The 21,078-nt window shown below is 71.3% G+C and carries 16 protein-coding genes; 10 read left to right on the top strand and 6 right to left on the bottom strand.

From position 1 onward, the window contains the following. Positions 1-57: 57 nt before the first annotated feature. Positions 58-324 (bottom strand): 30S ribosomal protein S20, encoded by a 267-nt coding sequence (rpsT, locus tag CCS38_RS29960; RefSeq protein ID WP_085925657.1) that lies wholly within the window; start codon positions 322-324, stop codon positions 58-60. Positions 325-663: 339 nt separating this feature from the next. Between rpsT and lepA the strand changes: the two genes are divergently transcribed. Next, positions 664-2,532: a translation elongation factor 4 gene (gene lepA, locus CCS38_RS29955; RefSeq protein ID WP_223736472.1), complete on the top strand. Its 1,869-nt coding sequence runs from the start codon at positions 664-666 to the stop codon at positions 2,530-2,532. A 315-nt stretch (positions 2,533-2,847) separates the two neighbouring features. After that, positions 2,848-4,737, top strand: a complete 1,890-nt coding sequence (locus CCS38_RS29950) for an AMP-dependent synthetase/ligase (protein WP_223736471.1) — start codon at positions 2,848-2,850, stop codon at positions 4,735-4,737. Positions 4,738-4,790: 53 nt separating this feature from the next. On the opposite strand, the gene CCS38_RS29945 is transcribed toward CCS38_RS29950, so the two are convergent. After that, positions 4,791-5,378, bottom strand: coding sequence for a response regulator (locus tag CCS38_RS29945; protein ID WP_223736470.1), 588 nt, complete (start codon positions 5,376-5,378; stop codon positions 4,791-4,793). Positions 5,379-5,404: 26 nt separating this feature from the next. Beyond that, positions 5,405-9,553, bottom strand: a complete 4,149-nt coding sequence (locus CCS38_RS29940) for a HAMP domain-containing protein (RefSeq protein WP_223736469.1) — start codon at positions 9,551-9,553, stop codon at positions 5,405-5,407. A 100-nt stretch (positions 9,554-9,653) separates the two neighbouring features. Between CCS38_RS29940 and CCS38_RS29935 the strand changes: the two genes are divergently transcribed. Together CCS38_RS29935 and hemW are read left to right on the top strand one after the other, a co-directional pair. Then, entirely contained in the window at positions 9,654-11,666 is a 2,013-nt protein-coding gene (locus CCS38_RS29935; protein ID WP_223736468.1) for a SpoIIE family protein phosphatase, read from the top strand. 46 nt (positions 11,667-11,712) lie between these two features. Then, positions 11,713-12,945 carry a radical SAM family heme chaperone HemW gene (gene hemW / locus CCS38_RS29930; protein WP_223736467.1) on the top strand — a complete coding sequence of 411 codons (1,233 nt, stop codon included), beginning with the start codon at positions 11,713-11,715 and terminating at the stop codon, positions 12,943-12,945. On the opposite strand, the gene CCS38_RS29925 is transcribed toward hemW, so the two are convergent. Together CCS38_RS29925 and CCS38_RS29920 are read right to left on the bottom strand one after the other, a co-directional pair. Then, positions 12,942-13,775, bottom strand: coding sequence for a DUF3097 domain-containing protein (locus CCS38_RS29925; protein ID WP_223736466.1), 834 nt, complete (start codon positions 13,773-13,775; stop codon positions 12,942-12,944). The genes hemW and CCS38_RS29925 overlap by 4 nt on opposite strands. A 39-nt stretch (positions 13,776-13,814) precedes the next feature. After that, positions 13,815-14,549, bottom strand: coding sequence for an MBL fold metallo-hydrolase (locus CCS38_RS29920; RefSeq protein ID WP_223736465.1), 735 nt, complete (start codon positions 14,547-14,549; stop codon positions 13,815-13,817). A 273-nt stretch (positions 14,550-14,822) separates the two neighbouring features. On the opposite strand from CCS38_RS29920, the gene hrcA reads away from it, so the two are divergent. The 4 genes from hrcA to CCS38_RS29900 all read left to right on the top strand — a co-directional run bounded on the left by hrcA (position 14,823) and on the right by CCS38_RS29900 (position 18,932). After that, complete coding sequence (gene hrcA, locus CCS38_RS29915; protein ID WP_030249513.1) at positions 14,823-15,839, top strand: heat-inducible transcriptional repressor HrcA; 1,017 nt, start codon at positions 14,823-14,825, stop codon at positions 15,837-15,839. Next, positions 15,840-16,973 (top strand): molecular chaperone DnaJ, encoded by a 1,134-nt coding sequence (gene dnaJ / locus CCS38_RS29910; RefSeq protein ID WP_223736464.1) that lies wholly within the window; start codon positions 15,840-15,842, stop codon positions 16,971-16,973. It abuts the gene before it with no gap. A 112-nt stretch (positions 16,974-17,085) separates the two neighbouring features. Continuing rightward, the gene (locus tag CCS38_RS29905) at positions 17,086-18,192 is read left to right on the top strand and encodes a nitronate monooxygenase (RefSeq protein ID WP_223736463.1); all 1,107 of its coding nucleotides are present in this window, start codon (positions 17,086-17,088) and stop codon (positions 18,190-18,192) included. Then, positions 18,189-18,932 (top strand): 16S rRNA (uracil(1498)-N(3))-methyltransferase, encoded by a 744-nt coding sequence (locus CCS38_RS29900; protein WP_223736462.1) that lies wholly within the window; start codon positions 18,189-18,191, stop codon positions 18,930-18,932. Before CCS38_RS29905 ends, CCS38_RS29900 begins: the two co-directional genes overlap by 4 nt. A gap of 67 nt (positions 18,933-18,999) precedes the next feature. On the opposite strand, the gene CCS38_RS29895 is transcribed toward CCS38_RS29900, so the two are convergent. Next, a complete protein-coding gene (locus CCS38_RS29895; RefSeq protein ID WP_223736461.1) occupies positions 19,000-19,428 on the bottom strand; it encodes an OsmC family protein in 429 nt (142 codons plus the stop codon). Positions 19,429-19,567: 139 nt separating this feature from the next. Here CCS38_RS29895 and CCS38_RS29890 point away from each other — a divergent pair, with 139 nt between their 5' ends. Then, a complete protein-coding gene (locus tag CCS38_RS29890) occupies positions 19,568-20,503 on the top strand; it encodes a hypothetical protein (RefSeq protein WP_223736460.1) in 936 nt (311 codons plus the stop codon). Between the two features lie 67 nt (positions 20,504-20,570). Then, on the top strand, positions 20,571-20,930 hold the full coding sequence (locus CCS38_RS29885) for a histidine triad nucleotide-binding protein (protein ID WP_030249501.1): 360 nt from the start codon (positions 20,571-20,573) through the stop codon (positions 20,928-20,930). The last annotated feature ends 148 nt before the right edge of the window (positions 20,931-21,078 follow it).

Here is a 21,078-nt window from a genome sequence, read left to right as displayed (position 1 = left end):
TCGCGAGGTCTCGATCATGAGGTCCCGGTCGCGAGGTCTCCGCGGAACGTCGGAAGGTCAGCCCTTGAGGGACGCGACCTTCTTCGCCAGCGCCGACTTCTTGTTGGCGGCGGCGTTCTTGTGGATGACGCCCTTGCTGACGGCCTTGTCGAGCTTCTTGGCCGCCTCGGCCTGGGCGGTGGCGGCCTTCTGCAGGTCACCGGCCTCCACGGCCTCGCGGGTGCGACGGATCGCGGTCTTCAGAGTCGACTTGACAGCCTTGTTGCGCTGACGAGCCTTCTCGTTGGTCTTGATCCGCTTCATCTGGGACTTGATGTTCGCCACGAAAGAGCCTTTTCAGGTTCGTTGGATTCCGGGGGGCCGAGCCGCAGCTCGTCCGTCCCGGGCTTTCTGCGTGTCGCGTACACGAGAGCGCACGAAACACAGTGGACCAGGCTACCAGCAGGGGGAACGGCCACCCAAAACCGGACCGCGGCCGCCGCTGCACGGTGCCTGCGGCCGGGAGCTCCGGGCCGCGCCCCGGCCCCTCCCGTACCGGCCGAGCTCGCGGCTCCGCGCCGTGCCTCCGCCCCTCCCGTACGGACCGGACCCGCGGCTCATGGGACGATGGGGAGGACGAATACCCCAGTCCCGTCTACCCGCGTTCTCTGAATGGACCTCTGCGTGCCCGCGACCCCTACGAACGTGCCGGAGCCGAGCCGTACCGACCCGGCTCTCCTCCGTAACTTTTGCATCATCGCGCACATCGACCACGGCAAGTCGACGCTTGCCGACCGGATGCTCCAGCTGACGGGAGTCGTGGAGCAGAGGCAGATGCGCGCGCAGTACCTCGACCGCATGGACATCGAGCGCGAGCGGGGCATCACGATCAAGTCGCAGGCGGTCCGCCTGCCCTGGGCCCGTACGGACGAGGAGGGTGGGCCGACCCACATCCTCAACATGATCGACACCCCCGGGCACGTCGACTTCACGTACGAGGTCTCGCGCTCGCTCGCCGCGTGTGAAGGCTGCATCCTGCTCGTCGACGCCGCTCAGGGCATCGAGGCGCAGACCCTCGCCAACCTGTACCTGGCGATGGAGCACGACCTCCAGATCATCCCGGTGCTCAACAAGATCGACCTGCCGGCCGCGCAGCCCGAGAAGTTCGCGGCGGAGCTGGCGAACCTCGTGGGCTGCGAGCCCGAGGACGTCCTGAAGGTCTCCGCGAAGACCGGCGTGGGCGTGGACGAGCTGCTGGACAAGGTCGTGCGGGACGTGCCGCCGCCGGTCGGCGTGAAGGACGCGCCGGCCCGCGCGATGATCTTCGACTCGGTGTACGACGCGTACCGCGGTGTCGTCACGTATGTGAAGGTCGTCGACGGCACGCTCGGCAAGCGCGAGCGCATCAGGATGATGTCCACCGGCGCCGCGCACGAGCTGCTGGAGATCGGGACGAACTCGCCGGAGATGACCCCGGCCGACGGTCTGTCCGTCGGTGAGGTGGGTTACCTCATCACCGGTGTGAAGGACGTCCGCCAGTCCAAGGTCGGCGACACGATCACCCAGCTCAACAAGGGTGCGCAGGAGGCGCTGGGCGGGTACAAGGACCCGAAGCCCATGGTGTTCTCCGGTCTGTACCCGCTGGACGGCTCGGACTACCCGGAGCTGCGCGAGGCGCTGGACAAGCTGCAGCTGAACGACGCGGCGCTGGTGTACGAGCCGGAGACCTCGGCCGCGCTGGGCTTCGGTTTCCGTGTGGGCTTTCTCGGCCTGCTGCACCTGGAGGTCATCCGGGAGCGGCTGGAGCGCGAATTCGGGCTGGACCTGATCGCCACCGCGCCGAACGTGATCTACGGCGTGACCATGGAGGACGGCACCGAGCACGAGGTGACCAACCCCAGCGAGTTCCCCACCGGCAAGATCGCCGAGGTGCGCGAGCCGGTCGTGCGGGCCACGATCCTCACGCCGAGCGACTTCATCGGCGCGGTCATGGAGCTGTGCCAGAACCGCCGCGGCAATCTCCTCGGCATGGACTACCTCTCCGAGGACCGGGTGGAGATCCGGTACACCCTCCCGCTCGCCGAGGTCGTCTTCGACTTCTTCGACCAGCTGAAGTCCAAGACCCGCGGTTACGCGTCGCTGGACTACGAGCCCACCGGCGAGCAGATCGCCGACCTGGTCAAGGTCGACATCCTGCTGCACGGCGACCAGGTCGACGCGTTCTCCGCGATCTGCCACAAGGACAAGGCGTACGCGTACGGTGTCCGGCTCGTCGCCAAGCTGCGCGAGCTGATCCCGCGGCAGGCGTTCGAGGTGCCGGTCCAGGCGGCCATCGGCAGCCGGGTGATCGCCCGCGAGACCATCCGCGCCATCCGCAAGGACGTCCTCGCCAAGTGCTACGGCGGTGACATCTCCCGTAAGCGGAAGCTGCTGGAGAAGCAGAAGGAAGGCAAGAAGCGGATGAAGATGGTGGGTAGTGTGGAGGTTCCGCAAGAAGCCTTCATCGCGGTCCTGTCCTCGGACTCCGATGGTGACTCCAAGAGCAAGAAGTAACGCCGGACGGTGACCGCCGCGAGGCGGCGGCGCGCCGTCGGGCGACGTGAGGCGCCCGTTCCCAGCCGGGGACGGGCGCCTTTCGCGTACCGCGCGGGTCGCCGCCGTACCGCGGTTCGGGCGCCCCGCGCAGGGGAAGACGGGCTTCTGAGGGCGATGCGCGGACGCGCAGCGGAGCCGCGCGTACACCGATCGGTCACAAGGTGAATGAGTGTGCTGCAGGCCCTTACATGGGAGCGCAGGGCGCTCTAGTCTGATCCCTGCTCGAAGGTTACTCGCGAGTCACCAGCAATGAAGCGGGCCCCGGAGGAACACGTGACGGACAGCCAGTCGTTGATCGAGAACCGGCCACCTTCCGTGGCGACGCTCTTCCTGGAGCGGGTTGCGGCCACCCCTGAGGGGGAGGCGTACCGGTATCCCGTACCGCCTGCCTCGGGCCAGGGTCCGGACGACTGGAAGTCGCTGACCTGGGCCGAGGCCGCACAGCGGGTGTACGCCACCGCCGCGGGCCTGATCGAGCTGGGCGTGGCCCCCGAGGAGCGGGTGGCGCTTGCCTCCAGTACGCGGGTGGAGTGGATCCTCACCGACCTCGGCGTGCTGTGCTCGGGCGCGGCCACCACGACGGTGTACCCCAGCACGAACGCGGACGAGACGGCGTACATCCTCGCCGACTCCGGCAGCCGCATCATGATCGCCGAGGACGCCGCGCAGCTGGCCAAGGCGCGCGAGTGCCGCGCCGACCTGCCGGACCTCGCGCACGTCATCGTCATCGAGGAGGCGGACGCCGTACCGGCCGAGGGCGACCCCGAGGACTGGGTGCTCTCGCTCGCCGAGCTGGAGAAGCGCGGCGCCGCGTACCTGGAGAAGCACCCCAGCTGTGTGAAGGAGCGGGTCGCGGCCCTCCGCGCCGACCAGCTGGCCACGCTGATCTACACCTCCGGCACCACGGGCCGGCCCAAGGGCGTACGGCTGCCGCACGACTGCTGGGCGTACATGGCCCGCGCGATCCAGGCCACCGGGCTGGTGAACGAGGACGACGTGCAGTACCTCTGGCTGCCGCTGGCACATGTCTTCGGCAAGGTGCTCACCGCCGGCCAGATCGCCCAGGGCCACGTCATCGCCGTGGACGGCCGGGTCGACAAGATCATCGAGAATCTGCCGGTCGTGCGGCCGACGTACATGGCCGCCGTACCGCGGATCTTCGAGAAGGTCTACAACGGCGTCGCCGCCAAGGCCCGTGCGGGCGGCGCGGCGAAGTACAAGATCTTCCAGTGGGCGGCCGGGGTGGCGCGCGAGTACGCCAAGGTCTCCCAGGACAACTTCCGGCGGACCGGGACGGCCTCGGTGCCGTTCGGGCTGGCCACCAAGCACAAGGTCGCCGACGCGCTGGTGTACGCCAAGCTGCGCGAGGCGTTCGGCGGGCGGCTGCGCGCCGCGGTCTCCGGCTCGGCGGCGCTCGCCCCCGACATCGGGTACTTCTTCGCCGGCGCCGGCATCCACATCCTGGAGGGCTACGGCCTGACCGAGTCCAGCGCGGCCAGCTTCGTGAACCCGGGGGAGGCGTACCGCACCGGCACGGTCGGCAAGCCGCTGCCCGGTACCGAGGTCCGGATCGCCGAGGACGGCGAGATCCTGCTGCGCGGCCCCGGCATCATGCAGGGGTACCACGGGCTGCCGGAGAAGACGGCCGAGGTGCTGGAGTCCGACGGCTGGTTCCACACCGGCGACATCGGCGAGCTGTCCTCGGACGGCTATCTGCGGATCACCGACCGCAAGAAGGACCTGATCAAGACCTCGGGCGGCAAGTACATCGCGCCCGCCGAGGTCGAGGGCCAGTTCAAGGCGGTCTGCCCGTTCGTCTCCAACGTCCTCGTGCACGGCGCCAACCGGAACTTCTGCACGGCGCTGATCGCGCTGGACGAGCCGACCATCCTGACCTGGGCCAAGGAGCACGGCCTGGCGGGCAAGGACTACGCCGCGGTGGTCGCCACCGAGCAGGTCCGCGCGCTGATCGACGGCTACGTCGAGCGGGTCAACGAGGGGCTGCAGCGCTGGCAGCAGATCCGCAAGTTCCGCATTCTGCCCCGTGACCTGGACATCGAGCACGGTGAGGTCACGCCCAGCCTCAAGGTCAAGCGCCCGGTCGTCGAGCGGACCTTCAAGGACCTGCTGGACGACATGTACGCGGGGGCCCGCGAGTCCTGACGCGGCCGCCGGGTCCGTACGGAGGACGTACGGACCCGGGGCCCGGCGGGCTGTCAGAAGCGGCCGTGGCGGAGCGCCCGTACGGTCTCCTCCAGCGCGGCCATCCTGGCGCGCAGTTCGCCGGCCTCGACCTGGTCGCCGGCCGCCAGTGTCTGCTCCATGAGGGCGATGCGGTCCGCCAGCTCGTCGAGGCGGTCCCGGTCCTGCTGCCGCAGCCGGCGCAACTGCCGGTTCTTCTGGTGCAGTTCCAGGAAGACCTTGACCTTGGCGCGCAGTACCCAGGGGTCGAAGGGCTTGGTGAGATAGTCCGCGGCGCCCGTGGAGTAGCCGCGGAAGGCATAGCCGGAGTCGGCGTCCGTGCCGGTCAGGAAGATGATCGGGATGTGTTTCGCCTGGTCCAGCCGTTTGATGTTGCTCGCGGTCTCGAAGCCGTCCATGCCGGGCATCAGGATGTCCAGCAGGACCACCGCGAACTCCTGGCGGAGCAGCGCCTTCATCGCTTCCTCGCCCGACCGTGCGCGGACGAGCGGTTCACCGAGTGAGCGCAGGACGGCTTCCAGCGCGGCGAGGTTCTCCTCCATGTCGTCGACGAGGAGGATGCCCGCCCGGTCGTCGCGGTCGGTGCTGGTGACGTGGATCATGAGTGGCCTCTGAAACGGGAGTGCCCCTACGAATTGCCGGCCCGGCCGGTCTCGTCGTGGTCTGCGTCTGCTGCGTGTCCATGGCTGGTCGGGGTGCCGCCGTCAGGGGCAGAGGCGGGGGCGCGGTACTTGGAGAGCAGATCGACCGCGACGTTCAGCAGCCGGTCCACGTCCAGTGGTTTGGGAAGGTACTCGTTGGCGCCGGTCTCCAGGGATTTTTCGCGGTCGCCCGGCATGGCCTTGGCCGTCAGGATGACGACCGGCAGATCGGCGTACCGGGGGGTGCGGCGGATGGTGCGGATCGTTTCGTACCCGTCCATCTCCGGCATCATGATGTCCATCAGGACGAAGTCGATGCCCGGGTTCTTGCCGAGCATCTCGATGGCCTCCCGGCCGTGCTCGGCGTAGATGACCCGCATACCGACCCGGCTGAGGACGTTCGTCAGCGCGAAGGCGTTGCGGATGTCGTCGTCGACGACCAGCGCCTGGGCGCCCGAGAGCAGTTCACCGGTGGCGCCCTTGGCCCACTGCTCCACATTGGACACGGCGGGCCAGGCGGCCTCCTCCGGAGAGGCGGCGGGCGCGGGGACCGTCGACCGGGCGGTCTCCTCCGAAGGGGTGGCGGGGGCCGCGTCCTCGTCGGTTTCCGCGTCGTCGCCGTCGGGCGGCTGCTCGACGGGCTCCGCCGTACTGTGGCAGCTGACGGGGATGCGGAAGGCGAAGGTGGAGCCGGCGCCGGGCTCGCTCTGTGCGGTGAGTGCACCGCCGAGCAGCCCCGCGATCTCCCGGCTGATGGACAGGCCGAGGCCCGTACCGCCGTACTTCCGGTTGGTTGTGCCGTCCGCCTGCTGGAATGCCTCGAAGATGACCGGCAGTTTCTCGGCCGCGATGCCGATGCCGGTGTCGGTGACGGTGAAGGTGACGGTCTCCTCGTCCTCCCGGTCCACCCGTAGGTCGATCTTGCCCTTGGAGGTGAATTTCAGGGCGTTGGAGAGGAGGTTCCGCAGCACCTGCTTGATCCGCTTCTCGTCGCTGTACAGGTCCTTGGGCACCGTGTCGGTCACCGAGACCTCGAAGGCCAGGCCGCGGTCCAGGGTCAGCGGGCGGAAGGTGTCGTGGACGTAGTTCAGCAGCTTGATCAGCGGTACCCGGGAGGGAAAGACATCCATCCGGCCGGCTTCGATCTTGGACAGGTCGAGGATGTCGTTGATCAGCTGGAGGAGCTCGGAGCCGGAGCGGTGGATCATCGCCGCGCTCTCCACCTCGTGCCGGCTGAGGTGGCCGTGCTCGTTGTCGATGAGCATCTGGGCCAGGATCAGCAGGGAGTTCAGGGGATTGCGCAGCTCGTGCGACATGTTCGCCAGGAACTCCGTCTTGTACCGCGAGGAGCTGGCCAGCAGCGCGGCCTTCTCCTCCAGCGCGGCGTTGGAGCGCTGCAGCTCGGCCTGGCGGCGCTGCAGCTCGCCCGTGCGCTCCTGGAGCTGGCCGGCCAGCCGCTGGGACTCGCTGAGCAGCGACTCCGTACGGGAGTTGGCGACGATGGTGTTGATGGCGACGCCGATGGTGTTCACGAACTGGTCGAAGAAGGCGAGGTGGACGTCGGAGAAGCGGGAGAAGGACGCCAGCTCGATCACGCCGAGGATCCGGTCCTCGAAGAGCACGGGGATGATCACGACGGTGTTCGGGGCCGCCTCGCCGAGCCCGGAGTCGACCTTGATGTAGTCGGACGGCACCTCCTCCACGAGGATGCGCTTCTTCTCGATGGCCGACTGGCGGACCAGGCCGTGGCCGTGCGAGCCGGGAGTGTCGATGCTGGCGTCGTGCGCGGAGCCGTATCCCGCGATGAAGTCCAGGCGCAGCTCGTCGGTCTCGGCACTGGCCAGGAAGAACGCGCCGTACTGCGCGTTCACCAGCGGCGTCAGCTCGCGCAGGATCAGGTCGGCGACCTCGACCAGATCGCGGTGGCCCTGCATCAGGCCCGCCAGCCGGGCGAGGTTGGCGTCCAGCCAGTCCTTGGCGCGGGTGGTCTCGCGGAGGTTGGAGACCATCATGTTGATGTTGTTCTTCAGCTCGTCGACCTCGCCGCGGGCCTCGACCGTGACATTGCGCGTCATGTCGCCGGAGGCCACCGCGCTGGTCACCTCGGCGATCGCCCGGACCTGCGTGGTGAGGTTCGACGCGAGCTCGTTCACGCTGGTCGTCAGGGACTTCCAGGTGCCGTAGACGCCCTCGACACGTGCCTGGCCGCCCAGCTGGCCCTCGCTGCCGACCTCGCGGGCCACCCGGGTCACCTCGGAGGCGAACGAGGACAGCGTGTCCACCATGGTGTTCAGGGTGGTCTTCAGCTCCAGGATCTCGCCGCGCGCGTCCACGTCGATCTTCTGCGACAGGTCGCCCTGGGCGACGGCGGTGGCGACGAGGGCGATGTTGCGTACCTGCGTCGTGAGGTTCGACGCCATGAAGTTGACGTTGTCGGTGAGGTCCTTCCAGACCCCGGACGCGCCGCGCACCTGGGCCCGGCCGCCGAGGTCGCCCTCCGTACCGACCTCACGGGCCACCCGGGTCACCTCGTCGGCGAACGCCCGCAGCTGGTCGACCATGCCGTTGACGGTCTCCTTGACCTCCAGGATCTCGCCGCGCGCGTCCACCGAGATCTTCTTGGACAGGTCGCCGTCGGCGACCGCGGTGGTGACCTGGGCGATGTTGCGCACCTGTGAGGTGAGGTTGGAGGCCATGAAGTTGACGTTGTCGGTGAGGTCCTTCCAGACCCCGGAGACGCCGCGGACCTGGGCCTGGCCGCCGAGGTTGCCTTCCGTACCGACTTCCCTGGCGACCCGGGTGACCTCGTCGGCGAAGGCGGAGAGCTGGTCGACCATCGTGTTGATCGTCGTCTTCAGCTCCAGGACCTCGCCCTTGGCCTCGACCGTGATCTTCCTGCCGAGGTCGCCCTCCTTCACCGCGGTCGCCACGAGGGCGATGTTGCGCACCTGCGTGGTGAGGTTGTCCGCCATGAAGTTGACGCTGTCGGTGAGGTCCTTCCACATCCCCGACACCCCGCGCACCTGCGCGCGGCCGCCCAGCCGCCCGTCCGTACCGACTTCCCGCGCGACCCGGGTCACCTCGTCGGCGAACGCGGAGAGCTGGTCGACCATCGTGTTCACGGTCTCCTTCAGCTCCAGGATCTCGCCGCGCGCGTCGACCGTGATCTTCTGGCTGAGGTCACCGTTGGCCACCGCGGTGGTGACCTGGGCGATGTTGCGTACCTGTGAGGTGAGATTGGAGGCCATGAAGTTGACGTTGTCGGTGAGGTCCTTCCAGACCCCGGAGACGCCCGGCACCTGGGCCCGGCCGCCGAGCCGGCCCTCCGTACCGACCTCCCTGGCGACCCGCGTCACCTCGTCGGCGAAGGCCGAGAGCTGGTCCACCATCGTGTTGACCGTCAGCTTCAGCTCCAGCAGCTCGCCGGTCGCCTCCACCGTCACCTGACGCGTCAGATCGCCGCGCGCCACCGCCGTCGTCACCGCCGCGATGTCCCGCACCTGCGCGGTCAGCCGGGCGGCCATCGTATTGACCGCCTCCGTCACATCCCGCCAACTCCCGGACAGACCGGCGACCTTGGCCCGGCCGCCGAGCCGCCCTTCGTTGCCCGACTCGCGGGCCACCCGTGTGACCTCGCCGGTGAACAGCGACAGCTGGTCGACCATCGAGTTCACCGCGCGGCCCAGCCCGCAGCGGTCGCCGCGCAGCCTGCGGTGCCCGTCGTGCAGCTCCACGCGCTGGGTCAGGTCGCCGCCCGCCACCGCGTTCAGCACCTGCGTCGCCTGGGCGGCCGGGACCACCAGCGCCTCGATGATGTCGTTGGTCGCGAGCACCGAGGAAGCCCACGTGCCCGAGCCGGGACTGGCTGCCATCCGCTCGTCCAGGCGGCCCTGCCGGATCAGCTCGGAGCGCAGCCGCACCAGCTCGTCGGCGTGGTGCTTCGCCCGCAGGACGATGTCGTTGAAGGCCCCGTGCAGATCGGCGAGGATGCCGTCGTACGCCACGGGGAGCCTTGTGCGGAAGTCACCGGAGGACATCGACGCGAGTGCGGTGAGCAGCGGCTTGAGATCAGCCGCCCGCACCCAGTCGGTCCCCGTCTCCCGCGTGTCGCGGGGCGCTGCGGAATCCACCGACATAGTGACCCACTTCAGTAACTCGGCGCGAATGGGTGAGCTCAGTCTGTCACTCTGGCGATGGCGCATTCGGCGCGATTGCGGAACTGCTCGGGAGTGCTCAATGAGGACGACAACTCCGTCGGAAACCGACGTGGTGCGCAGGCGGGCCACGGCCCGGCCCGGCGCCGTCCCCGCCCAGGAAAGCGGTCCGCCCGCCGACGGCCCCTCCGCCGAGGGAACACAACCCGCCGACGGTGCATACGGAACCGACGGTTTCCGCGCCGTCGGACTGCCCGGTGCCCCCATCGCCGCCGGCGCCGCCCGGCAGTTCGTCCGCACGACGCTCGCCGACTGGATCACCCGCGGGCTGCCCGGCACCGAGTACCTCACCGCGCGCGTCACCGACGAGGCCGAACTGCTCGTCAGCGAGCTGGTCACCAACGCCGTCGTGCACGCCGGCACCGCCGTCGAGCTGCTGTGCCGGCTGGACGAGGACGGCCCGCAGACCGCCGTGACCGTGGAGGTCTCCGACCACCACCCGACCCGCCCGGTGCGCGGCCGCCACGACGCCGTGACGGCCGAGGGCGCGGGCCGTGGCCTGCAACTGGTCGGCGCGCTCGCCGACTCCTGGGGCATCACGTACCGGCGCACCGTGAAGACCGTGTGGTTCCGGGTGACCGCGGACGCGCCGGAGGCGGTGTACGGACCGCCGGTGGAGATCTTCCACGCGGACCGCAGCACGCCGGGCGGGCCGCCGGCCACCGAGCTGATGCCGCCGGGGCCGCAGCGGGCCGCGCTGCGCCGCTGCGAGGTGGAGCGGCTCCACCACGGCGCGCTGTCCTTCCTCGCCGAGGCGTCCGACCTGCTCAGCGGGCAGCTGGACGCGGACCAGGTGGCCGCGCTGGTCGCGCAGCTGATCGTGCCGCGGATGGCCGACTGGTGCGCGGTGTGGCTGGACGACGGCGGGGAGTTCGGCGCGCCCCGGCTGGCCCGCGTCTGGCACGCCACGGAGTCCCGCATCGACGGGCTGCGCGAGCTGCTGGAGAAGGACCCGCCGGTACTGACCGGACGCGGCGGCGACGGCCACCCCACCGGCGCGGGCCCCTGGCCGTGGCCCGGCGAGCCCAGTGGGTTCGGCCCCGGCGGCGCGGCGCTGGCCTGCCCGCTGATCTCCGGCGTGCGCCGGCACGGCACGATCCTGATAGGCCGGGCCGGACTGCTCCGCTTCCCCGACGAGGTCGTCTCGCTCATCGAGGACCTGGCGGGGAGGGTGGCCCGGGCCATCGCCACCGCGGACGCCTACAGCCGTCAGGAACGCATCAGCCGGGTGCTGCAGCGCCGGCTGCTGCCCGGCCGCCGCCCCGACGTGCCGGGCGTGGCCTCCGCCGTGGTGTACGAGCCGCGCGAGGGCGCCTGGGCGGGCGGCGACTTCTGGGACCTCTTCCAGGCGGGCGAGGGCCGCTGGTGCTTCATGCTCGGCGACGTCTGCGGCAGCGGCCCGGAGGCGGCGGCCGTCACCGGCCTGGCCCGCCCGGTGCTGCGGCTGCTGGCCCGCGAGGGGTACGGCGTCCGCGACGTACTGGACCGGCTGAACCGCACGGTCGCGCGGGAGGCCGCCGACTCCGTCGCCGCGGTGGCCGCTGCGGTGGTCGAGGCCGGCTCCGAGGCGGAGTTGCAGCCCGGCTACCGGGAGGAGAGCGAGCAGGCCCGCTTCCTCTCCCTCCTGTACGGGGAGATCGTCCCGTACGCGGACGGCTCCGGCGGCGCCCGCTGCACGCTGGCCAGCGCCGGGCACCCGCTGCCGCTGGTGCTCGGCACGGACGGCACGGTGCGGGCGGTCGCCGCGCCCCAGATGCTGCTCGGCGTCATGGAGGAGACCGAGTACGAGAGCGAGTCCTTCGACCTCGCGCCCGGCGAGACGCTGCTGTGCGTGACCGACGGCGTGACCGAGCGCCGCTCGGGCGACCGGCTCTTCGACGACGAGGACGGCCTCGCGCACGCCTTCGCCGAGTGCGCGGGGCTGGGCGCCGAGGGCGTCGCCGAGCACCTGAGGGGCCGCGTGCACGCCTTCGGGGCGACGCCGCCGGACGACGACCTGGCGCTGCTGGTGCTGCAGGCGGTACTGGGCCCGTAGCCGGGCGGCGGAAGGGATCACTCCCCGCGTGCCGGACAATGGCGGTATGCCTTCTGCACTCCCCGACGGTGAGCCCATGCCCGAGGACGGGGCGCTGCCCGCCTCCGCCCTGGACGGAGCGGGCGAGCGGCCCCTCGGGTTCTACCTGCACGTGCCGTACTGCGCGACGCGCTGCGGGTACTGCGACTTCAACACCTACACCGCCACCGAGCTGCGCGGCTCCGGCGGGGTGCTCGCCTCCCGCGAGAACTACGCCGACACCCTCGTCGAGGAGATCCGGCTCGCCCGCAAGGTCATGGGCGACGACCCGCGCCGCGTCGAGACGGTCTTCGTGGGCGGCGGCACGCCCACGCTGCTGCCCGCCGCCGACCTCTCCCGCATGCTCGCGGCCATCCGCGACGAATTCGGCTTCACACCGGACGCGGAGATCACCACGGAGGCGAACCCGGAGTCCGTCGACCCGCGCTACCTCTCCGAGCTGCGCTCCGGCGGCTTCAACCGCGTCTCCTTCGGCATGCAGAGCGCCCGGCAGCACGTGCTGAAGATCCTCGACCGTACGCACACCCCCGGGCGCCCCGAGGCATGCGTCGCCGAGGCCCGCGCCGCCGGCTTCGACCACGTCAACCTCGACCTGATCTACGGCACGCCCGGCGAGACCGACGACGACTGGCGCGCCTCCCTGGACGCGGCGGTCGGCGCGGGCCCCGACCACGTCTCCGCGTACGCGCTGATCGTCGAGGAGGGCACCCAGCTCGCCCGCCGCATCCGCCGCGGCGAGGTCCCGATGACCGACGACGACGAGCACGCCGACCGCTACCTCATCGCCGAGGACACCCTCACCGCCGCGGGCTTCACCTGGTACGAGGTCTCCAACTGGGCCACCACGGAGGCGGCCCGCTGCCGCCACAACGAGCTGTACTGGACCGGCGCCGACTGGTGGGGCGCGGGCCCCGGCGCCCACAGCCACATCGGCGGCGTCCGCTGGTGGAACGCGAAGCACCCGGGCGCGTACGCACAGGCCCTGACCGACGGCCGCTCCCCGGGCGCGGGCCGCGAACTCCTCTCCGAGGAGGACCGCCGCGTCGAACGCATCCTCCTGGAGCTGCGACTGGCGGCGGGCTGCCCGCTGGACCTGCTGCGCCCGGCCGGGCTGGCGGCGGCCGAGAAGGCACTCGCGGACGGCCTGCTGGACCCCGGACCGTACGAGTCCGGGCGGGCGGTCCTGACGCTGCGCGGCCGCTTGCTCGCCGACGCCGTGGTGCGCGACCTGGTCGATTAGGCGGGCGGTGCCGTAACGAAATCGATCAGTTCCTCCACCCGCCCCAGCAGCGCCGGCTCCAGGTCCTTGTACGAGTGGACCGAGCCGAGGATGCGCTGCCACGCGGCGCCCGTGTTCTCCGGCCAGCGCAGGGCCCGGCAGATGCCGGTCTTCCAGTCCTGGCCGTGGGGGACGGACGGCCACGCGGGGATGCCCACCGACGACGGCTTCACGGCCTCCCAGATGTCGATGTAGGGGTGGCCGACGATCAGGACGTTCGCGTCCGTGACCGAGGCCGCGATGCGGGACTCCTTGGAGCCGGGCACCAGGTGGTCGACGAGGACGCCGAGGCGGGCGTCGGGGCCGGGGGAGAAGGAGCGGACGATCGCGGGGAGGTCGTCGATGCCTTCGAGGTACTCGACGACGACGCCTTCGATGCGCAGGTCGTCGCCCCAGACGCGTTCGACCAGCTCGGCGTCGTGGCGGCCCTCCACGTAGATGCGCCCGGCGCGGGCGACGCGGGCGCGGGCGCCGGGGACGGCGAGGGAGCCGGAGGCGGTACGGCGCGGGCCCTGGGGGTGGGCGGACGCGGCGGAGGGGCGTACGAGGGTGACGACCTTGCCTTCGAGCAGGAAGCCGCGGGGCGTCATCGGGAAGACACGCTGCTTGCCGAAGCGGTCCTCCAGGGTGACGGTCGGGCCCTCGGCGGTCTTCTCGCAGCGGATCACGGCACCGCAGTAACCCGTGGTGACCTCCTCGACAACGAGGTCCGGCTCGGCGGGGACCTCGGGCGCGGGGCGCTGCTTCTTCCAAGGAGGGGTGAGGTCGGGCCCGTACTGTCTGCTGCGCATTCGACAGACGATATGCGGGGAGCGGGGCGCCCGTGGGGGCTATTCGGGCGACACGCCGAAGCGGCGGGCCAGCTCGTCGCGCTGGGTGCGGACGAAGCGGGCATCCACGACGGCGCCGTGGCCGGGGACGTAGCGGGCGTCCTCGCCGCCGAGGGAGAGGAGCCGGTCCAGCGCGGCCGGCCAGCAGGCGGGGAGCGCGTCGGGGCCGGCCTGCGGCTCGCCCGACTCCTCGACCAGATCGCCGCAGAACACCACCTCGGGCCCGCCCGCACCACCCTGCACGCACACCGCCAGGTCGTGCGCGCTGTGCCCCGGACCGACGTTCGCCAGCAGGACGTGGCGGTCGCCCAGGTCCAGGGTGCGTTCCCCGCAGACCGCGTGCTGCGGGACCACCAGGGTGTCCACCGCGTCGGCCGCCGCGTCCGGGTCGGCCCCGTGCCGTACCGCGTCGGAGAGCAGCGCCTCCGGCTCGCGGCGCAGCAGCTCGGCCATGCCGGTCGCCCCGAAGACCGTCACACCCGCGAACGCCGCCGTGCCCAGTACATGATCGAAGTGCGGGTGGGTGAGGGCGATGTGGGACACCTCACGGCCCAGTACGCCGCGCACCTGGCGGCGCAGCTCGGCGCCCTCGGCCAGCCCGGACCCGGTGTCGACCAGGAGGACGCCGGCGGTCCCGGCCACGACGCCGACCGTGGCGTCCCAGTGCGGCAGCCGGCGCCGGGCGACCCCGTCGGCGAGCCGCTCCCACCCTGCCTCTTCCCAACTCGTGCGCATACCGCGACGCTAGCCCGTATCACCCGAAAATGCGCGCGGCCGACCGGCTGACCTGGGCGTATCCCGGGGACATGGAGCAGCCGCGGCGCGATACGGTGGCCCGCCGGGCCGCGCGCCGCGGTGCCCGGCCTTGCCCTGGCCGTGCTACCCGGCCGTACACTGGTCAGGGTTTGGCACTCGGACCGGTCGAGTGCCAGGGACAGCCGGTCGGGCCCCGGCCGGACAGGCGGCCGCAGCGGCCCAGGGGAGAGCGCGGGACTGGAGGTGTGCGCGATGCTCAGCGAACGCAGACTCGAAGTGCTGCGTGCCATCGTCCAGGACTACGTGGGCACCGAGGAGCCGGTCGGCTCCAAGGCGCTCACGGAGCGCCATCGGCTCGGCGTCTCGCCGGCCACGGTCCGCAACGACATGGCGGTGCTGGAGGAGGAGGGCTTCATCGCCCAGCCTCATACGAGCGCCGGACGCATCCCCACCGACAAGGGCTACCGCCTCTTCGTCGACAAGCTGGCGGCCGTCAAGCCGCTCTCCGGCCCCGAGCGCCGGGCGATCCACAGCTTCCTCGACAGCGCGGTGGACCTCGACGACGTCGTGGCCCGTACGGTACGGCTGCTCGCGCAGCTGACCCGGCAGGTCGCGGTGGTCCAGTACCCCTCGCTGACCCGGTCCACCGTCCGGCACGTCGAGCTGCTGTCGCTGGCCCCGGCCCGGCTGATGCTCGTCCTGATCACGGACACCGGACGGGTCGAGCAGCGCATGATCGACTGCCCGGCGCCGTTCGGCGAAACGTCCCTGGCGGACCTGCGGGCCCGGCTCAACAGCAGGGTCGTGGGGCGCCGGTTCACCGATGTGCCGCAACTGGTGCAGGACCTCCCCGAGTCCTTCGAAGCGGAGGACCGCGGCACGGTCTCGACAGTGCTGTCGGTGTTGCTGGAGACTCTGGTGGAGGAGACCGAAGAGCGGCTGATGATCGGCGGTACCGCCAATCTCACGCGCTTCGGACATGATTTCCCGCTGACGATCCGGCCGGTGCTGGAGGCACTCGAGGAGCAGGTCGTGCTCCTCAAGCTGCTGGGAGAGGCCAAGGATTCGAGCATGACCGTGCGCATCGGGCACGAGAACGCTCATGAGGGCCTCACTTCCACATCGGTCGTCGCAGTCGGCTACGGTTCGGGCGACGAGGCAGTCGCCAAACTCGGCGTGGTCGGACCGACCCGCATGGACTACCCCGGAACGATGGGAGCGGTACGCGCAGTGGCACGTTACGTCGGACAGATCCTGGCGGAGTCGTAAGTGGCCACGGACTATTACGCGGTCCTCGGTGTCAGCCGCGACGCCTCGCAGGACCAGATCAAGAAGGCTTTCCGGCGGCTGGCGCGCGAGCTGCACCCGGACGTGAACCCGGATCCCAAGACCCAGGAGCGGTTCAAGGAGATCAACGCCGCTTACGAGGTGCTGTCGGACCCGCAGAAGAAGCAGGTCTACGACCTCGGCGGCGACCCGATGTCCCAGGGCGGCGGTGCCGGCGGGGCCGGCTTCGGCGCGGGCTTCGGCAACTTCTCCGACATCATGGACGCGTTCTTCGGCACGGCGTCGCAGCGCGGACCGCGCTCGCGCACCCGCCGCGGCCAGGACGCCATGATCCGGCTGGACGTGGAGCTGCACGAGGCCGCGTTCGGCACGACCAAGGACATCCAGGTCGACACCGCCATCGTGTGTACGACCTGTACGGGCGAGGGCGCCGCGCCCGGCACCTCCGCGCAGACCTGTGACATGTGCCGCGGCCGCGGTGAGGTCTCGCAGGTCACCCGGTCCTTCCTGGGCCAGGTCATGACCTCGCGGCCGTGCCCGCAGTGCCAGGGCTTCGGCACGGTCGTGCCGACCCCGTGCCCCGAGTGCGCGGGCGACGGCCGCATCCGGTCCCGCCGCACGCTCACGGTCAAGATCCCGGCCGGTGTCGACAACGGCACCCGCATCCAGCTCGCGGGCGAGGGCGAGGTCGGCCCCGGCGGCGGCCCGGCCGGCGACCTGTACGTCGAGATCCACGAGGTCGCGCACCCGGTCTTCCAGCGGCGCGGCGACGACCTGCACTGCACGGTCACGATCCCGATGACCGCGGCGGCGCTGGGCACGAAGTGCCCGCTGGAGACGCTGGACGGGGTACGGGACGTCGACATCCGGCCCGGCACCCAGTCCGGCCAGTCCATCCCGCTGCACGGCTGCGGCATCACGCACCTGCGCGGCGGCGGCCGCGGCGACCTGGTCGTCCATGTCGAGGTCCAGACTCCGAGCAAGCTCGACCCGGAGCAGGAGGAGCTGCTGCGCCGGCTCGCCAAGCTCCGCGGCGAGGAGCGCCCGACGGGCCAGTTCCAGCCGGGCCAGCAGGGACTGTTCTCGCGCCTCAAAGATGCCTTCAACGGACGATGAGGCAGGAGGGCGGGGCCGTCCTTACGGATGGTGAACCGCTCCGGAATATGTGTGTAAGTGGCACGGTCGCCCCGATTCAAGGGGCGGCCGTGACGCGTGACACGATGTGGGCATGCCCACCGCGCTGACCGATCTGTGCCGCCACCCGATCGTGCAGGCCCCCATGGCGGGCGGCGCCTCGAGTCCCGAGCTGGCCGCCGCCGTCAGTGCGGCCGGCGGCCTGGGATTCCTCGCGGCCGGATACAAGACGGCCGACGGCATGTACCAGGAGATCAAGCAGGTACGCGGGCTGACCGACCGCCCCTTCGGCGTGAACCTCTTCATGCCGCAGCCGGAGCTCGCCGACGCCGCCGCCGTCGAGGTCTACCGCGAACAGCTCGCGGGCGAGGCCACCTGGTACGAGACCGAGCTCGGCGACACCGCGGGCTCTGCCGACGACGGGTACGACGCCAAGCTCGCCATCCTGCGCGAGGACCCCGTGCCGGTGGTCTCCTTCACCTTCGGCTGCCCCGACCGCAAGATCCTGCAGGCCCTCGACAGGGTCGGCACGTACACCGTCGTCACCGTCACCACGGCCGCCGAGGCGCGGGCCGCGCAGGAGGCGGGCGCCGACGCCGTGTGCGTCCAGGGCATAGAGGCCGGCGGCCACCAGGGCACGCACCGCGACGACCCGCAGAGCGACGGCACCGGCGCGGGCGTCGGCCTGCTCACGCTGATCGCCGAGGTCCGCGAGGCCGTCCGGCTGCCGGTGATCGCCGCGGGCGGGCTGATGCGCGGCGCGCAGATCGCCGCCGCACTGGCCGCGGGCGCGGCAGCCGCCCAGCTCGGCACGGCCTTCCTGGCCTGCCCCGAGTCCGGCGCCCACCCGCTGCACAAGCGGGCGCTGACCGACCCCCTGTTCACCCGTACGGAGCTGACCCGGGCGTTCTCCGGTCGTCCGGCCCGCGGGCTGGCGAACCGTTTCCTGCGCGAGCACGGCCCGTACGCACCGGCCGCCTACCCGGCCGTCCACTACCTCACCTCCCCGGTACGCAAGGCCGCCGCCAAGGCCGGCGACCCGCAGGCCATGAACCTGTGGGCGGGCCAGGGCCACCGGCTGGCCCGGCAGCTGCCCGCGGCCGAGCTGACGGAGGTACTGGTGGCCGAACTGGCCGCCGCACGCGACCTGTTGAACCCCTCCGGCGCCGCCGGACCCGGACCCCTCGGGAGTGCCTCGTGACCGCCCCGGTCTTCCTCGTCGACTCGCTGGCCGGCGCCGCGCCGGGCGCGACCCTGACCCTGGACGGCCCGGAAGGGCGGCACGCGGTGTCGGTGCGGCGGCTGCGCGCCGGCGAGGAGATCGTGCTGACGGACGGCGCGGGCACCGGCGCGTACGGGACGGTCGCCGCGGTCGAGGGCAAGGACCGCCTCGACGTCGCGGTGACGGAGGTACGGACCGAGGACGCGCCGCGGCCGCGCATCACCGTCGTACAGGCGCTGCCCAAGGGCGACCGCGGTGAACTGGCCGTGGAGACCATGACCGAGACCGGCGTGGACGCGATCGTGCCGTGGCAGGCGGCCCGCTGTGTGACGCAGTGGAAGGGCGAGCGGGGCGCCAAGTCGCTGACGAAGTGGCGCAATACGGCGCGGGAAGCCGGGAAGCAGGCCCGCCGGCTGACGTTCCCGGAGGTCGCGGATGCGGCTTCGACGAAGGACGTGGCCGCGCTGCTGTCCGGCGCCGCCTTCGCCGCCGTCCTGCACGAGGAGGGCAGCGAGCCGCTGGCCCGCGCCGAACTCCCCACCGACGGCGGCATCGTGCTCGTCGTCGGCCCCGAGGGCGGCGTCTCGCCGGAGGAGCTGGAGACCTTCGCGGCGGTCGGCGCGAAGCCGTACCGGCTGGGGGCGAGCGTGCTGCGCACCTCCACCGCCGGCACGGCCGCGGCCGCCCTGCTGCTGGGCCGTACCGGCCGCTGGGACTGAGCCCGGTGGGCTGAACGCCCGGTGGGGCTGGGCGCCCGGTGGGGCTGGGCGCCCGGCCGGTACGGGGTCAGATCAGGGTCGCGTCGAGCGTGATGTTCTTGACGCCCGCCAGGGCCTGGCTGACCGGGCAGTTCTTCTTGGCGTCCTCGGCGGCCGCCTGGAAGTCCGCCTCCGAGAGGCCGGGAACGCTGGCCTTCACGGTCAGCGCGATGGCGGTGATGCCCTCACCCGGCTGGAAGGTGACATCGGCCTGGGTGTCGAGCGTCTCCACGGTGTAGCCCTGACCGGCCAGACCGTGCGAGAACGCCATGGAGTAGCAGGAGGAGTGGGCCGCCGCGATCAGCTCCTCGGGGCTGGTCGTACCGTTCGGCTGCTCGGCGCGGGCCGGCCAGTTCACGTCGTACGTACCGATGTTGGAGGAGGCGAGGGCCACCTGGCCCTTGCCCTCCATCAGGTTGCCTTCCCAGTGGGTCTTGGCCGTGCGCGTCGTTGCCATGTGGGTCGCTCCCGTATGTGGCGGAACCTGGTCTTCGGAGCCCAGGCTAGTGATGATCGGCGCGGCCGGGGGAGCGCCGCGCGGAGTTGGCCGGAGCGGGCCTGTCGGGCCGTACGGCGGCGATGGCACGCTGCGGGGCATGAAGGGACGCGTGCGGGGCCGTTGGTTACGGGCGTTGGCAGCGGCGGGGGCCGCGGGTGCGGTGGCCGCCGGAACAGCGGCGTGCGAGCCATCATCGAGCTACTCCAACACCTCGGCGATCGCGGTGACCACGGACCGCCAGGGGACCCGGGCGCTGGAGTGGGAGAGCGTCGACGTGCGGTGGCTGAGCTGCACGGCGTCGGCGCCGAACGGCGGCCGGCCGGCACCGACGGGGACGGCTGCCGCCACCCCGGCCGCGAGCGAGCGCGCCCGGGTCGACTGCCAGGGCGAGACGGTGAGCGGCGAGCGGATCACCATCCGGGGCCCGGTGACCCGGGAGGTCAACGGCCGGTGCGTGGAGGGCAACGAGCTGACCGCGGTGGTCGGGGGACGGGTGATCTTCCGTACGGACACCATCGGCAACTGCGACGCCCCGGCGACGGGGGCCTCGCCGGGCGCCGACAATTCGGGGAACCCTGATAACCCCGGTAACTCCGATGATTCCGGTAACCCTGGCAACTCTGATAACCCCAGTAACTCCGATGGCTCCGGTAACTCCGACAACCCGGAGTCCGGGCCTGCCCGCGATGACCAGGGCGGGGGCGGAGGCGACGACGGGAGCGGTGGCGGCGGGAACGAGAACGGCGGGGGCGGCGACCAGAACGGGGGCGACCACGGCGACGGCCACGACGACGGGAAGTGGCAGGAAGACGGTAAGTGGCAGGACGACGGCAGCCGCGACGACGGTCACCAAGACGACTGCCCGGACGGCGACCACAACGGTGACCACGGCGACGACGGTCACGGCAAGGACGGCAAGTGGCAGGACGACGGCAAGTGGCACGACGGCAAGGACGGCCACGGGGACGACCACAACGGTGACCACAACGGCGACCAGGAGGACGTCCACGGCACCTCCGCGGCACGCCAGTAACCCCCGCCGCGCCCCCGATCGGTACGATCAGGTCGTACGAGCCGACGACCCGTGAGGAGCGCACCCGGTGGCGGGAGAACCGCAGGCCGACTGCCTGTTCTGCAAGATCGTGGCGGGCGACGTGCCCGCGACGATCGTCCGAGAGACCGAGACGACCGTCGCCTTCCGCGACATCAACCCCCAGGCGCCCACCCACGTCCTGGTGATCCCCAAGGTCCACCACCCGGACGCCGCGTCCCTGGCCGCCGCCGAGCCGCAGGTCGCCGCCGACGTGCTGTGCGAGGCGCGCAAGGTCGCCGAGGAGGACAAGGTCGACGGCACCGGCTTCCGCATCGTCTTCAACACCGGCACCGGCGCGGGCCAGACCGTCTTCCACGCGCACGCCCACGTCCTCGGCGGCCGCGGCCTCAACTGGCCCCCCGGCTGACCGCCAGGGGCGGGTCACCCTGTGGACAACTCCGGGCCGCCCCTCCCGACCGCATAAAATCCCCAGGTCGTAAGGGGGGCCACAAGCCGAAGCGTTACTGCTCGGCGCCCCACCGGCCCACCGGCCATCCGCCGGCCGGCCCCTCGCC

It is taken from the genome of Streptomyces purpurogeneiscleroticus, from assembly GCF_020024005.1.
Classification (GTDB): domain Bacteria; phylum Actinomycetota; class Actinomycetes; order Streptomycetales; family Streptomycetaceae; genus Streptomyces; species Streptomyces purpurogeneiscleroticus.
The sequence above is the reverse complement of the archived record's forward strand: the minus strand, read 5'-3'. Positions and strand labels throughout refer to the sequence as shown.

Coding starts and splice junctions, on each gene's coding strand:
- CCS38_RS29945 (WP_223736470.1), bottom strand. CDS start 5,378: ATGATCCACGTCACCAGCACCGACCGCGACGACCGGGCGGGCATCCTC.
- CCS38_RS29940 (WP_223736469.1), bottom strand. CDS start 9,553: ATGTCGGTGGATTCCGCAGCGCCCCGCGACACGCGGGAGACGGGGACC.
- CCS38_RS29935 (WP_223736468.1), top strand. CDS start 9,654: ATGAGGACGACAACTCCGTCGGAAACCGACGTGGTGCGCAGGCGGGCC.
- hemW (WP_223736467.1), top strand. CDS start 11,713: ATGCCTTCTGCACTCCCCGACGGTGAGCCCATGCCCGAGGACGGGGCG.
- CCS38_RS29925 (WP_223736466.1), bottom strand. CDS start 13,775: ATGCGCAGCAGACAGTACGGGCCCGACCTCACCCCTCCTTGGAAGAAG.
- CCS38_RS29920 (WP_223736465.1), bottom strand. CDS start 14,549: ATGCGCACGAGTTGGGAAGAGGCAGGGTGGGAGCGGCTCGCCGACGGG.
- hrcA (WP_030249513.1), top strand. CDS start 14,823: ATGCTCAGCGAACGCAGACTCGAAGTGCTGCGTGCCATCGTCCAGGAC.
- CCS38_RS29905 (WP_223736463.1), top strand. CDS start 17,086: ATGCCCACCGCGCTGACCGATCTGTGCCGCCACCCGATCGTGCAGGCC.
- CCS38_RS29895 (WP_223736461.1), bottom strand. CDS start 19,428: ATGGCAACGACGCGCACGGCCAAGACCCACTGGGAAGGCAACCTGATG.
- CCS38_RS29890 (WP_223736460.1), top strand. CDS start 19,568: ATGAAGGGACGCGTGCGGGGCCGTTGGTTACGGGCGTTGGCAGCGGCG.